Here is a 13,498-nt window from a genome sequence, read left to right as displayed (position 1 = left end):
TTAGGCAAGTTGTACGCCACTGTCTGTACTTTATAGTGTTTATTTGCAGACGGTAAGAAAAGCCTTCACAAGCGGCGGGCATAGGCCTGTAAGTGCTTTGCGCTCTGGCTGAAATAGCGTGGCGACAAAAAATGGATGATTATCCAGCTCAATACCGCGAATATCCCCGGCCTCATCAATGGCCGTGGCGCGTAGTGGCCCAGCGGTAAGCGCCGCTTGAAACTCAGGGTTGAGCCCATAGCGGCAGCGGTAGCCCTCAGTCGATGGCAAGCCTTGATAAGCTTGAGCAAGCTTTGATCCGGCAATAAAACACACGTTGGCGTTGACTTCTACCAAGCTGCATTCCAGAGGGGCAATCACTGTTCGCTTAGCATTAGGCGCGGTTTCTGCATGATCGGCATCTGCCCAGCCAAGTGCGTTTCTGGCGTATTCAATCACCGCATGTTGAAAACCGCCGCAAGTGCCTAAAAATGGAATGTGTTGCTCGCGAGCATAGCGAATCGCTAGCAGGGCACTTTCCATATTCTGATAAGGGCTGCCAGGCACGCACCAAAGCCCAGCAAATTGCTGGAGTTGTGCTGTGTGGGTGATATCGGCAGTAGGTAGCCATACGGATTTAATTTCAATATCTAGCGCTTGGGCTGCCAGCTCCAGCGCCACTGGAATCGCCTGATGTGCGGCGACTTCAGGATTAAAATCACCAATCAATCCAATTTTTAGCTGCATATAAATCCTTGCGTTGTTTATTTAAGGCGCAATATGATTTTTATATAATTTATTGTATTCAGACTCGCCAAAATACTTAATATATTCTTGCGTGGCAAAGGCATCCATCGTGCCGGAAATATAATCAGTAATCAGGCGAGTGGTGTTTTCTTTGCCTACACGGTAACGCAGCTCGGCCGGGAAGAGTTGCAGCCCTGGGTTGTATTGCTCATCCGAATAAACTTGAAACAGCCCACGAATAATGTTTTCGCCGCGTTTTTCGTACTGCAGAATGCTTTTCTTTTTAAGAATCATTTTAGATAAAACATTCTTTAATCCCGCCGCTAGCTTAGCGTGTTGGCGGTAGCCAATTTCTTCAACTCCATTATTATTCACCACGGCAATGTCTTGGCAAAGGGTATGGATAATCGTAGAAGTAAGCTCTTTAATAAAAATATAAGAGTATTCTTCTGAGGTGCGCATTAAATAAGCGTCGCCGGCTTCTTTTTGGCAGGCATCAATAATTTCTTTAAAAGTATCATAAGCATCATTGTATTTTTCACTCATTCTAAATGCGTATAAAAGCTCACCCATATCTACCATGTCGGCATTAATTGCGTCTTCTAAATCGTGCGCAGCATAGGCAATCTCATCGGCAATATCCATGATTTGCGCGTCAATGCTTTTTTTATCAAGAATGCTGTGCTTATCTAGCTGCTCTTTTAAAAAGTGGTAATTATCATCGTATAAAAATTTATTCGGGTTTTCTGCTGAAGTATGAAAATATTTAATCGTGCCCCAGATAGTACGCAGGGTTAAATTTAGGCCGGAGTAATGAATACTTTTGGTTTCTAAATTGTGCACAATTCTAAATGCCTGCGCATTGCCTTCGTAGCCGCCCACATTTTTCGAGAGTGAATGCAAAATACGCTCACCATGATGGCCAAATGGTGGGTTACCAATATCATGAATCAACGCGCAGGTTTCAGTCACCGCAGGGTGCTTTAAGCCTAAATCCATAGCAATGCTGCGGGCAATTTGCGCTACTTCTAAGCTATGCGTCAGGCGATTACGGCTAAATTTGGTGTTGTTTACGCTAAGTAGCTGCATCTTGCCTTGCAAGCGTCTGAACGATGAGCTGTATAAAACGCGGGCGTAATCGCGCATATAGTTATCACGGTCTCTGCCGCCCATGCTTTTTTCGGCGTGGAAGCGGTAGGCTAATTTTTCGGCTTCATTCTCTTTGTGTTGCGCAAATTCTATGGTTTGGGCTGAGTACATGGTGATCCTTAAGTGCTGCAATCTCAGGCTGGATATCAGCTGGGATGTTTGAATTTGTAGGGCTGGTGACAGTGTGTCTGTGCTAATAAAAGGTAAAAAAAGATCTTTTTAGTGCCTACGGCACGTTGATTTTGGTGCGGGCGTCCCACCGGACCTTCCTTTCTTGTGTGGCCAAGAAACGAAGCCAAGCCACAACCTCAAAAACACGAAAGCCTCGCAGTTGCGGACAATCGAGTCGGCGGCTGCGGAACTCGCTTTGCTCAGACAGGCATCAAAGAAACCCCGCCCGCTTGTTCCTCGCTTCGGCGTGCTTCAAGGGGGATTTAAGCCCCTTGCCATTAGCTGCTATATGAACCCGGATTTCTAAGGTTTGAAAATACTTAAATCCTAATCAAAAACAGCTTAAGTCAAAGCCTTGTTTTTCTCCGTGTTCTCTGCGATCTCCGTGTTTCAAGGTGTGGGTTTTACTGCGTAATATCAGTTCTGCTTTTCAATATCTTGAGATTACACAATCCTTCTCCCGCCTTAAAGCACACTCAGCTTAGCTGATTCATTTACCGTCTGTGTACCCTTATCTCTGCCTGCCTGTGTCTTTGATTGGATCACAGGTGCAAGTATAAAGTGGCTTTTGCTGATTGAATTTACGCTATATCTGCCAAGCCTGTTAAAGCCATGTCCATACAATTTTATCCGTGCCTGACTAAGGGGCGGTTTAATAATTGGCGGGTATTGATGATTATTATTACCCAGTTGATTTTCTTTGGCCTGCCTATGTAGAGGCCGAGCCACGGGCGGCTTTTAGGGTGATTGTGGCGGGGCAGGGTAAAAAGGTCGATGCGCTGGCCGCTGGTGAGTTCGATCCGCTCTGCCTGTTAGAAAATGTCGCCGCGCCTTGGGGCTCGCCCTTTATTAATGCTGAGCTACTCGATACCCGCGCCCTGAATCGTGAATTAATGCGGGCCATGGCATCCTATCCGCAAGCGCTTAATCATCAGCCCATGTTGGGGCTAGACCAGCTACGCCGCCAAATTGCCCGCATGTATCACAGCGACGGCGTGCATTTACATTGGGAAAACCTGATCGTTACCTGTGGCGGCATGGAAGCCTTATCGCTGGCGATTCAAGCCGTAGTGCAAGGCATTAGTAAGCCCTGCCTTGCTGTGGTCACACCTGCATTCCCCGGCGTGCTTAGCCTGATTCGTCAGCTAGGGATCAACGTGGTCGAAGTCGCTTCCGAGCCTTATCTAGATCTGCCCGCGCTTGGTGCGCTCTTGCAAGAGCAAGCCATTACCGCCTTGCTGGTGATGCCCAATTTTCAGCACCCCAGCGGGCGCTGCATGCCCGAGGCCGATAAACAAGCACTGCTCGACCTAGCCTATCAGCATCAGCTAGCGATTATCGAAGACGACACCTACCGTGCGCTGCACTTTAGCGGGCAAGCCCCCTTGCCGCTTAAAGCCTACGACAGGCTGGGCCTAGTGCTGCATTGTTGCTCATTCAGCAAAACCATCGCCCCCGGTTATCGGGTTGGCTGGATAGAGCCCGGCCGTTGGAGCGATCGCATCCGCGCCCTCAAATTTTGCAGCTCACTCAGCTCGCCACTCCCCAGCCAACTGGCGCTGGCCGCCTTACTCGCGGGCGATTTACACACTCGCAGCATCACCAAACTATGCGCCGAATTACAAAAACGTACCGACGCCATGCGCAGCGACATCCTCGCCTGCTTTCCAGCGGGCACCCATGTAGAAATCCCCGCTGGCGGCTACCTGCTATGGATAACCCTGCCACAAGCCATAGACCTAAGCACCCTATTAAAAAAAGCCCTAGCCCAAGGAATCCACTTCGCCCCCGGCTGGCTCTGCTACCCCCAAAGCGGGCCGATGTGTAAGCAAATACGCCTGAATGCGAGTTTTTATTTGGGGCAGAGGGAGGAGCTGGGGGGGGAGGGCATCAAGTTAAGCCAAACTTAAAAGCGCTTTTTAGTGCCTTCGGCACATTGATTTAGGTGCGGGAGTCCCCCGCGTGGGACTCACTTTCTTGAACGGCCAAGAAAGTAAGCAAAGAAGGCCGCCCCGACCAGCACGAAAGCCCCTCGCTGCGGATAACCGGCTCGGCGAAAAAGGCTGCTCGCTCGCTGCCTCGCTACCCCTTTTCCGAAACCCCGATCCGCTTATTCCTCGCTTCGGCGTGCTTCAAGGGGGTTCTTAAGCCCTATGCGTAGAGCGTGGTTAGGTAGGTTGGAGTAAATGTTGGTTAGCCCAACGGGGGTACGTAGGGCTGATTAAACATGCCCAAACTACTTGCTGATAATGCATGAGTTCAATCTGCGGTGAAATTTCACTGGGTTAATTTTTTCTGATTAATTTAGTAAGCTTTTTTTGTGATTTTGTGTGTATTTTTAAAGTTTGGTGTAATATGCTGCTGGTTTTTTTGTTGCCATATTCATCGAATAATTTGCCCAGTGCATAATAAATTTTTCTATTTGCAAACACACATAGTGTGGGTTGTTTTGTATACGCTGTTTGTCTAGGCAGATTATTTTATGTTTTTTTGAATTCGTATTATTTTAAATAAGATATAAAATTATGAAAAAAATATATTTTAAGCGCATGTTCTCTTTGGTATTGCTTGCATTTTTATCTGCATGTGGAGGTAGTGCTGATGATGAAAGTGGTGTGGCCTTGTGTGCGGATGGCACGACTACCAAGTCTGCTGGGAAACAAGGCGCTTGCTCACATCATGGCGGTTTAGCTGTTACACCAACTCCCGTTCCAAAACCAACTGTCGTACCAACACCCGCTCCAGTACCTGTTGTGGGGAGTTCCGCCGGTTTGTGGTTGGGTAAAACGACTGAAAATCGCTCCATTACTTCTTTAGTATTGAATGATGGGACGTTTTACAATTTTTATTCAGTAGCTGGCAATCCAAATAAAATTGCGGGTGTCGTTCAAGGGGCTGGTACTGCAAGTAATGGAACCTTTCAATCAAATAATGCGAAAGATTTTAACCTAGAGGGATATGGTATTTTGCCCGCATTTGTTTCTGCTAGCTATACCGTTAAATCAGCATTTAGTGGAACAGTAGCTTATTCAGATTCACGTTTTGGTGTTACTTCTTTTACTAGTAGCTATGATCGTGATTATGAAACAAAGCCTAATTTAACTAATATTGCCGGTGTGTTTTCAGGAGTTGTATCAACTTCTTCAGGAAATGAATTGGCCACAGTGAATATTTCTGCAGCTGGTGTGATTACCGGATCTGGAATATCTACTTGTTCAATTTCAGGGACGGTAACGCCACGCCCAGATGGCAATGTTTACGATATGGTTATTAAATTTGGTGGGTCACCGTGCTTGTTTGCAAATCAATCCTTAACTGGGATAAGCTATTTTAATTCATCGATTAAACGTTTATACGCAGCTGCGCCTAATTCTAGCCGCACAGATGGGGTTGTGTTTGTAGGGACTAAGTTTTAATTTTTTGCATGGTAGTTTAGGCTAAAGTTTTATTAGCCCAATATTTCATTGTGTATAAAAACGGTGGGTTACACCAAAGGTGAAGCGCTTTTGTCTAACCCACCCTACGAAAGCTATGTGATATTTGTTTTTGATATGTTTTTAAAATGAACTGAACGAATATTTACTATTAACTGCGATGATTGCACTGGGCTTTTTAGACTCCCCTTGAAGCACGCCGAAGCGAGGAACAAGCGGGCGGGGTTTCTTTGATGTCTGTTTGAGCGAAGCGAGTTCCGCAGCCGCCGCTCGATTGTCCGCAGATGAGGGGCCTTCGTGCTGGTCGGGGCGGCTTCTTTGCGTACTATGATTTCTGGCCGTTCAAGAAAGTGAGTCCCACGCGGGGGAATCCCGCACCAAAATCAAAGTGCCGAAGGCATTTATCCCTAGTCCAAGCCTCCGTGCCTATGCAATAAAATCTCCGACTGACTCAATTCGTTTTTCTGCCGCTCAATATCTGAAGCCTCTTCCACAAAGCCCAGCGCCTTCGCTAGCAACACAGAGCGTGTGTTTGCTCGCTCTGCAATGATGCAAAATCGCTGCACAGAATCGTTTTGAGATAAATGAGTAATCAGTTGTTCCGCAGCATGCCTAGCATAGCCCTTGCCCCAAAATGGGCTGCCGATGCCATAAGCGATATGCGCATCGCCGTCTTGGTGAATCGTTGCAGTTAAATAGCCGACGATATGGCCCAATTCATTTTTAATGACCCACCCCAGCCAATCTTGCGATCCATCCGGTGACTTGCCGCTGGCATTTCGTTCAATGCGCTCACGTAGCGCATCTGCTGTGGCAGGGCGGTGGGCGATGTCAACATACTCATATAGCAGGGGATCGCTCATGATCAGGAATAGCTCAGCCGCATGATGAGGCTGTCTTGGCTCAATAGTCGGCATGCTGTCCTAAAGTAACGCGGCTGCAGGATTGTCTCGCCGTTATGTCATTCGGGTATTTTTCTACCCACTGGCATCTTGCCGTTGCAGAAAGCTTGGGCTTGGGTGCTTGCATTGGAGCGGTCAGTGCTAAGCATCAGTGCTGAGTGGTTTTAGGTATGGATTCGTTTAATTTGTGGATACAACTAAGTCAGTTTGTTTTCTTTAAAATTGCTGTGTATGCAATTTGAAAGTGAGTATAAATTGAAGTAACTTTCCTAAAGACATGGGTTTTAATCACATTTGTTAAGCACTGAAAGTAAGCTTTAAGATGCTTCGCTCAGTGTAGCATCGCTAAATGCGTTTTCTCAAACAGGAGCTTGTACGATTATGTTTTTACCAACAATGCTAAGGGCTGTCGCTATTTCTGCTTTTTTGATAGGCCTGCCCGTGTTCGCAGCAGAGGCCGCACGACCAGCTGCCACGCCGTTCTTCGCCAATCAGGCCAACTTTACATTGCCATTTTATTTATTTAATGGCCACATTCTGATTGATGGCGCGGTGAATGGCCGGCAGGGGAAGCTGATGTTTGATACGGGAACCGAGTTTCCTTTCTTTTTGAATAATCACTATTTACCCTTGGCTAAAGATCTGAAAATTGGAGAGGGGCAGGCGGCTTCAGGGCAGAAAATGGTGCTTTATAAGCAAAATCTCCCGATTGAAAAAATAGAGCTTGCTGGGCAGATTTCGCTTAAAAGCTTGCCTAGCGTTTTGCATACGGATTGGCGTTTTATTGAGCAGGCCTACACGCCTTTGTTTCTAGGCAGTATTGGCCATGGCTTTAATCGTCAGTATCTATTTGTGATCGATTACGAAGCGCAGACCATTGCGTTTCATGCTTTTAATCAGGATAAAGCCCTGCTCGCCAACGTGATTGATCCGGCACGCGTCGTTGCTACGCTTGAATTTACCCCAACCGGAGTAGATGGAAAAATGCCGGAAGCCGCGCTGCGAATCGGCGACAAAACTATCAAAGCATCTTTTGATACTGGCAATCTGGGAAGTTTGGAATTAACAGAAGCAATGAAAAACGAGCTGGTCGCCAGTGGTGAGCTAAAGCTTCAGCCTAGAGAGTTCACCTACGGCGTGCGCGAGCCGCGTGTGAGTGCCAATTTGCAGGGGCTAAACTACGGCCCCCAAGCATTACAAGATGCCCGCAACCTGACTTTTAAAATTGGCAAAACTAATCAGATAGGATTGGGCTACCACTTTCTAAAAAATTACGTCTCGGTATGGGATTACCAAAACAGCAGAATAACGTTGCTGAGGCCTTAGAGGATGATGCTGTGCTCTGGATCAATCCTCTCCCCAAACTGGCATCCAAAGTCAGTTTCAGGCAGACTGCATTTTATATTCCTGATTCCCCTTAAGTGACCCCAGCGTGAACAAATACAGCCAGATTTTTGCCGATATCGTTGCGGATATTGATAATCAGCGTTTGCTAAAAGGCGAGAGGATTCCTTCAGAATCCGAGTTGATGAATAGCTACGCGGCCAGCCGAGGAACGGTGCGTAAGGCGGTGGATCAGTTGCAGGAGCGTGGCTATGTGCAAAAAATCCACGGCAAGGGCGTGTTTGTTTTAAAGCCGGGCAATATCGAGTTTCAACTCAGTGGTATTGTGAGCTTTAAAGAATCTTACGAGCGCCTTGGGCGGGCGGTGACGACGCAGATTGCTGATTTTCAACTGATTAGCGCAGATAAATCGCAGGCAAAGCTTTTGCAAGTGCCGGAAAAAACCGAGCTGGTGCGGATTAAGCGGGTACGTAATATTGATGGCGAGAATGTCATTCTGGATATTAATTATTTCGTGGCCGAGTTAATTCCCGGCCTTACGCCACAAATTGCCCAGCATTCGATTTATGAATATATAGAGAAAGTGCTCAAGCTCAATATCTGCTATGCCCAGCGCGTATTTGAAGCCCAGCCCTGTATTGAAGACGATAGCCGTTATTTAGATTTAAATGGCATGGATCATGTGATTGTGGTGAAAAACCACACCCATTTCTACGATGGCCGCCAATTTGAATACACTGAATCTCGGCACCGGCTGGATAAGTTTTTTTTCTCGGATATTGCGCGGCGTTCTAGGCCAGATCATCCTTAACTTCTGCCCCGCTTGGGCAATAGCAATAAAGGCGCGGCAATGCCAAAGGCCAGCGCTAATACGATCATGATGGCTTTTACACCATGCACACCGGCGGCGACTAAAAGAGCCGTGCCATCTGCTTCTGCCGACATGGTGGCGATGCCTAATAAAGCTTGCACGGATTGATACATTGATTTGCCAGGAATCATCGGAATAGCAGCGCTAATGGCGTAAATCACGCCGGGCTGATTGTGGCGGTCGGCCCAAAGCTCGGCCACGATGCCGATTAATAATGCGGCCAAGAGCGTGCCAAATACCATATCGCCATCTATGATTAACACCAGTTTGCGTACGGCATGACCTGATACGGCCAGAATGCCGCACATCCATAATGCTTTTGGCGGCACATTAAATAAGAGGGCAAAGCCTAATGCGGCGGGAGCGGCCCAAAGCTCGATTAGCCAAGGTGTATACATTTAGATTCCTAATATCCTGAGCGCTAAGCTAATGCCAATCGCAATGCCAAGAATAATTACTGCGCTCATAGTAAAGCGCACAATGCCATTCAAATAATTAGCATTGAGTAAATCAGCCGCACCATTAATTAAAGGTACACCGGGGATTAAAAATAGAACTGAAGCCGCCATTGCAGTATCGGGGGTACTGGTGAAATCTCTTAATAATCCTGTGCAAAACAGGGCCACAAAGCTGGCCACGCTGGCAAATACAAAGGGCTTAAAGTGGTGCAATACCAGTTGAAAGCGCACCGCCATTCCCAATGATGCGCCCAGAGTAGTCATTAAAATTGCTGCAGGATCACCACCAAATAAAGCCGCAAATGCGCCGCAAGATAAGCCCACAAATAAAGTCACCACGCTGCGTGGGTAATGGACTTTGGCTTGGGCAATTTTATCTAATGCCAGTTGGGCATCTTTGGCATTGATCGGGTTTTTTTCTAAGGCCAATAGCCAGTCATCTAATGAAGTCAATAATGAAAAATTCACCCCCATATGCGGCGCTTTTCTAAAGCCTGTTTCCCGTTCGTGCTCCCGCTCTATGGTGGCGCCAATATTGGTGGATGAAATAACTACCTCAACTTGCACTGCGCCCAGCGCTTTGGCCGTGCGCTGAATAATCAGCGAGGTGCGATGCGTGCCCGCCCCGGATTGATGGGCAAGCAGGCCCGCTTTTAAGGCCAGCGTCAGAATATCAGTGAGTGCGTAGATGGCTTTCATAGTATTAATCATAAAGTAATTATATTGAAATGTTTTAGCGATGATCAAATCGAGTGCAAAGCGGTCTAGGGTCTGTTGACGTTTCATTCGCCATTGCGCTGAGCCGGAAAACGGCCAGGCACAAGGCTGAGTGGTGTTTTTAGCTGCGGCCGCTTTATTTGCTGTAATAAGTGTTGTAAGGCTTTATGCCTCTTTTTAAGTTAAAAAATCAGCGTTTCAGATAGCTGGTTCTTTTGGGGATGTTTGTGGTGTTAAAAATATGCCTTGTGCTGCAGCGTAGGCGTGCTCCGGCTTAGATTTTATTGGCTTTGTAGGGCGTTTTCCCGTAAAAGGCTGGGCAGAAAAAATATTATATCCGGCTGGCTTTACTTAGGAATGTCTTTTTATGTCGTGTTTGATTTAGCTTAAAAGTCAGTTAATTTAAGTACTTAACTAGTACATATGAGTATTGACACAACTCGTCTGTACGAGTTAAATGCGTCACTGTGAATACTACGCAAAGAGGCAGATAGATGAGCTACGACTACCGGCAGATTGCCCAGCAGATTTTGGATTCAATAGGTGGGGCAGAGAATATTGAGCAGGCGGCGCACTGTATTACCCGCTTGCGGATTGCTTTAAAAGACGAAGGTAAAATCAATCATGAGGCGCTGAAGGCGGTTGATCTGGTGAAAGGCCAGTTCAGTAACGGCGGCGTGTTTCAGATTGTGATTGGATCGGGCGATGTGGATAGAGTGTATGCGCAGCTGATCGACTTAGCGGGGAGAAGTGCAGCCACCGTGGCGGATGTAAAAGGCAAGGGCGACAATAAGCTCAATCCTTTGCAGCGCTTGGTCAAGATTTTCTCAGATGTATTTATGCCTATCTTGCCCGCGATTATTGTCGCTGGCCTGTTGATGGGGATAAACAATCTGCTTGGCGCTAAGGATATGTTTATCCCAGGCCAAAGCTTGTTGGATGCGTATCCGGGCCTCAGCGGCCTGTGGCAGCTGGTCAATATGATGGCCAATACTTCTTTTGTGTTCTTACCTGCTTTGGTGGGTTGGTCGGCGGCTAAGCGTTTTGGCGGCAGCGAGGTGCTGGGTATTGTACTGGGCCTTTTGCTGGTGCATCCCGATTTACTCAATGCCTGGAATTACGGCAAGGCCGCAGCCGGGCTGGATGGCCAAGCGATTCCTTATTTCGATATTCTGGGTCTATTTAAGATTGAGCGCGTGGGTTATCAGGGGCAGATTCTGCCGATCTTGGCGGCTACTTGGGTGATGAGTCAGGTAGAAATCTGGCTGAAAGCGCGTGTGCCTAATGCGATTCAACTACTGGTTGTGCCGATTACTACGATTGTGATCAGCGGCGTGCTGGCTTTGGCGATAATCGGGCCGGTGGCGCGTGGCCTAGGTGTATTGATTACCCAAGGCTTAGTGCATGTGTTTGAAGTGGCCCCCGTATTGGGCGCGGCGATTTTTGGTGCGCTGTATGCGCCGCTGGTGATTACCGGCATGCACCATATGTTTATTGCGGTGGATTTGCAGCTGATTACCAGCCACGGCGGCACCTTTATCTGGCCGATTATTGCGCTATCCAATATTGCGCAAGGCAGCGCGGCTTTGGCGATGTTCTGCATTGCAAAAAGCGCTACTGAAAAAAGTATGGCCTCTACCTCGGCAATCTCTGCGTTCTCCGGCATTACCGAGCCAGCCATGTTTGGGGTGAATCTGCGCTTTAAATATCCTTTCTACGCCGCGCTGATAGGTTCAGCCTGCGCTTCGGTGTTGATTACCTTAAACCACGTTTTAGCTTCCGCGATTGGCGTGGGTGGTTTACCCGCGTTTATCTCGATTGTGCCGGTGCATATTCCTGTGTTCTTACTCGGCACCTTGGTCGCTGTCATTGTGCCATTTTGCCTGACTTGGGTCTTTGCCAAGCGTATGGCGTGGAAGGCTGAGCCGGTGCTGGCTCAGCAATCTGTGTAGATATCCGGAGCGGTAACGCCCCAGTTTTTTAGTAAGCAGCGTCGTATCAGTGGCGCTGCGCAGGGAGTATTTAGATGCAACAAGACTGGCAATCATCCGTGGTTTATCAAATTTATCCTAAAAGCTTTTGCAGCCATCAGGGCAGAGCAACGGGAGATTTATTAGGCATCGTCGACAAACTAGATTATTTGCAATGGCTGGGCGTGGATTACCTGTGGCTCACGCCAATTTACGCATCGCCGCAAAAAGATAATGGCTACGATGTTAGCGATTACTATGCGATTGATCCTGCTTACGGCAACATGGCCGATTTTGACTTGCTGCTGAGTGAAGCATCCGCTCGTGGCTTGCGTATCATGCTCGATATCGTGGTGAACCATACCTCAGTGCAGCATGCTTGGTTTCAAGAGGCTTTAAAGGGCCGTGATAATCCCTATCGTGATTTCTATATTTGGCGCGATCAGCCCAATAATTGGCAATCCAAATTCGGTGGCTCGGCGTGGGCGCTTGATTCGGCCAGCGGCCAGTATTACCTGCATTTATTTGATGAAAGCCAAGCAGATTTAAATTGGGAAAACCCAAAGCTGCGCCAAGCCGTGTTTGAAATGATGCAGTTTTGGGCCGATAAAGGCGTGGCAGGCTTTCGCCTTGATGTGATTAACCTGATCTCCAAGCAGCAAGATTTTAGTGACGACGATAGCGATGGCCGCCGCTTTTATACCGATGGCCCGCGCGTGCATGAATATCTGCAAGAAATGCACCGCGCCGTATTTGCTGGGCGAGATTTGCTGACCGTGGGCGAAATGTCATCGACTACTTTGCCTCACTGTATTCAATACTCGCGGCCAGATCGGCATGAATTATCCATGACGTTTAATTTTCACCATCTGAAAGTGGATTACCCGAATGGCGAGAAATGGCAGGCTGCGCCCTATGATTTTATCGAGCTAAAACGCATCTTGTCGGATTGGCAAAGCGGCATGAACGAGGGCGGTGGCTGGAACGCTATTTTCTGGTGCAACCACGATCAACCACGTGTGGTTTCACGCTTTGGCGACGATGGCCGCTATCGCGTTGAATCCGCCAAAATGCTTGCTACTACCCTGCATGGCCTGCAAGGCACGCCTTATATTTATCAGGGCGAGGAAATCGGTATGGCAAATCCGGCCTTTACTGATATTAGTGAATACCGAGATGTAGAAACGCTGAATGCCTACCAAAACCTGAGCGCAGCGGGTGTGCCTGAGGCAGAAATCATGGCCGCAATTAAGCAAAAATCCCGCGATAATTCCCGCACCCCAATGCAGTGGGATGATAGCCTGAACGCAGGCTTTTCTAGCGCTGAGCCGTGGATCAGCATCGCCAGCCAGCCAGAAAAAGTAAATGTGGCCGCCGCAAGGGCAGATGCAGATTCAGTATTGCATCACTACCGCCAGCTAATCACCCTGCGCAAAACATCGGCAGCGCTTAAATACGGCAATTACTGCTGCTTAAGCGCAGATGATCCCGCAATTTGGGCGTATAGCCGCAGCAGCGATGGCGAAAGCTTGCTGATCGTGAGCAACTTTAGCCCTAGTGAAGCAGATTTCGCCCTCCCACCGCTGGCTATTCCGGCGGATTGGGTGGCTGAAGTGCTGCTGGCTAATTATGAGCAGAGCATTAGCGATTTCAAGCACTTTAAATTACGCCCGTATGAATCGCTGCTGATTCGATTTAGCCCTTCTTAATCAGCTTCATCCCCTAATTTCTGCCGTCAGGTAGTTTTGTCCCCGTC

The 13,498-nt window shown here is 47.9% G+C and carries 11 protein-coding genes; 6 read left to right on the top strand and 5 right to left on the bottom strand.

From position 1 onward, the window contains the following. Window positions 1-39: 39 nt before the first annotated feature. Both C1H71_RS05610 and C1H71_RS05605 read right to left on the bottom strand, forming a co-directional pair. Window positions 40-726 carry a CTP synthase C-terminal region-related (seleno)protein gene (locus C1H71_RS05610; RefSeq protein WP_130105694.1) on the bottom strand — a complete coding sequence of 229 codons (687 nt, stop codon included), beginning with the start codon at window positions 724-726 and terminating at the stop codon, window positions 40-42. Window positions 727-747: 21 nt separating this feature from the next. Further along, a complete protein-coding gene (locus C1H71_RS05605) occupies window positions 748-1,986 on the bottom strand; it encodes a deoxyguanosinetriphosphate triphosphohydrolase family protein (RefSeq protein ID WP_130105693.1) in 1,239 nt (412 codons plus the stop codon). A gap of 719 nt (window positions 1,987-2,705) precedes the next feature. On the opposite strand from C1H71_RS05605, the gene C1H71_RS05600 reads away from it, so the two are divergent. Together C1H71_RS05600 and C1H71_RS05595 are read left to right on the top strand one after the other, a co-directional pair. Further along, window positions 2,706-3,956 carry an aminotransferase-like domain-containing protein gene (locus C1H71_RS05600; protein ID WP_130105692.1) on the top strand — a complete coding sequence of 417 codons (1,251 nt, stop codon included), beginning with the start codon at window positions 2,706-2,708 and terminating at the stop codon, window positions 3,954-3,956. 615 nt (window positions 3,957-4,571) lie between these two features. Then, entirely contained in the window at window positions 4,572-5,462 is an 891-nt protein-coding gene (locus C1H71_RS05595) for a hypothetical protein (protein ID WP_130105691.1), read from the top strand. Between the two features lie 425 nt (window positions 5,463-5,887). Here C1H71_RS05595 and C1H71_RS05590 read toward each other — a convergent pair whose 3' ends face one another. Further along, window positions 5,888-6,397: a GNAT family N-acetyltransferase gene (locus C1H71_RS05590; protein WP_130105690.1), complete on the bottom strand. Its 510-nt coding sequence runs from the start codon at window positions 6,395-6,397 to the stop codon at window positions 5,888-5,890. A 366-nt stretch (window positions 6,398-6,763) separates the two neighbouring features. Between C1H71_RS05590 and C1H71_RS05585 the strand changes: the two genes are divergently transcribed. Beyond that, window positions 6,764-7,708, top strand: a complete 945-nt coding sequence (locus C1H71_RS05585) for a hypothetical protein (protein ID WP_130105689.1) — start codon at window positions 6,764-6,766, stop codon at window positions 7,706-7,708. A gap of 106 nt (window positions 7,709-7,814) precedes the next feature. Next, window positions 7,815-8,537, top strand: coding sequence for a trehalose operon repressor (gene treR, locus C1H71_RS05580; RefSeq protein WP_130105688.1), 723 nt, complete (start codon window positions 7,815-7,817; stop codon window positions 8,535-8,537). Here the strand turns inward: treR and C1H71_RS05575 are convergent. Beyond that, on the bottom strand, window positions 8,534-8,995 hold the full coding sequence (locus C1H71_RS05575) for a threonine/serine exporter family protein (RefSeq protein WP_130105687.1): 462 nt from the start codon (window positions 8,993-8,995) through the stop codon (window positions 8,534-8,536). The two genes, treR and C1H71_RS05575, sit on opposite strands and share 4 nt — an antisense overlap. After that, window positions 8,996-9,841 (bottom strand): threonine/serine exporter family protein, encoded by an 846-nt coding sequence (locus tag C1H71_RS05570; protein WP_130105686.1) that lies wholly within the window; start codon window positions 9,839-9,841, stop codon window positions 8,996-8,998. A gap of 425 nt (window positions 9,842-10,266) precedes the next feature. On the opposite strand from C1H71_RS05570, the gene treP reads away from it, so the two are divergent. Both treP and treC read left to right on the top strand, forming a co-directional pair. After that, a complete protein-coding gene (treP, locus tag C1H71_RS05565; RefSeq protein WP_130105685.1) occupies window positions 10,267-11,724 on the top strand; it encodes a PTS system trehalose-specific EIIBC component in 1,458 nt (485 codons plus the stop codon). Between the two features lie 74 nt (window positions 11,725-11,798). After that, window positions 11,799-13,451, top strand: a complete 1,653-nt coding sequence (treC, locus tag C1H71_RS05560) for an alpha,alpha-phosphotrehalase (protein WP_130105684.1) — start codon at window positions 11,799-11,801, stop codon at window positions 13,449-13,451. Window positions 13,452-13,498 lie beyond the last annotated feature (47 nt).

The sequence above is a fragment of the Iodobacter fluviatilis genome (assembly GCF_004194535.1).
GTDB classification, from domain to species: domain Bacteria; phylum Pseudomonadota; class Gammaproteobacteria; order Burkholderiales; family Chitinibacteraceae; genus Iodobacter; species Iodobacter fluviatilis_A.
Note: the sequence above shows the minus strand (reverse complement) of the source record. Positions and strands in the feature narration are given on the sequence as shown.

Excerpts from the sequence above, each read along its gene's own strand:
- C1H71_RS05610 (WP_130105694.1), bottom strand. The coding sequence starts at position 726 with ATGCAGCTAAAAATTGGATTGATTGGTGATTTTAATCCTGAAGTCGCC.
- C1H71_RS05605 (WP_130105693.1), bottom strand. The coding sequence starts at position 1,986 with ATGTACTCAGCCCAAACCATAGAATTTGCGCAACACAAAGAGAATGAA.
- C1H71_RS05595 (WP_130105691.1), top strand. The coding sequence starts at position 4,572 with ATGAAAAAAATATATTTTAAGCGCATGTTCTCTTTGGTATTGCTTGCA.
- C1H71_RS05590 (WP_130105690.1), bottom strand. The coding sequence starts at position 6,397 with ATGCCGACTATTGAGCCAAGACAGCCTCATCATGCGGCTGAGCTATTC.
- C1H71_RS05585 (WP_130105689.1), top strand. The coding sequence starts at position 6,764 with ATGTTTTTACCAACAATGCTAAGGGCTGTCGCTATTTCTGCTTTTTTG.
- C1H71_RS05575 (WP_130105687.1), bottom strand. The coding sequence starts at position 8,995 with ATGTATACACCTTGGCTAATCGAGCTTTGGGCCGCTCCCGCCGCATTA.
- C1H71_RS05570 (WP_130105686.1), bottom strand. The coding sequence starts at position 9,841 with ATGAAACGTCAACAGACCCTAGACCGCTTTGCACTCGATTTGATCATC.
- treP (WP_130105685.1), top strand. The coding sequence starts at position 10,267 with ATGAGCTACGACTACCGGCAGATTGCCCAGCAGATTTTGGATTCAATA.
- treC (WP_130105684.1), top strand. The coding sequence starts at position 11,799 with ATGCAACAAGACTGGCAATCATCCGTGGTTTATCAAATTTATCCTAAA.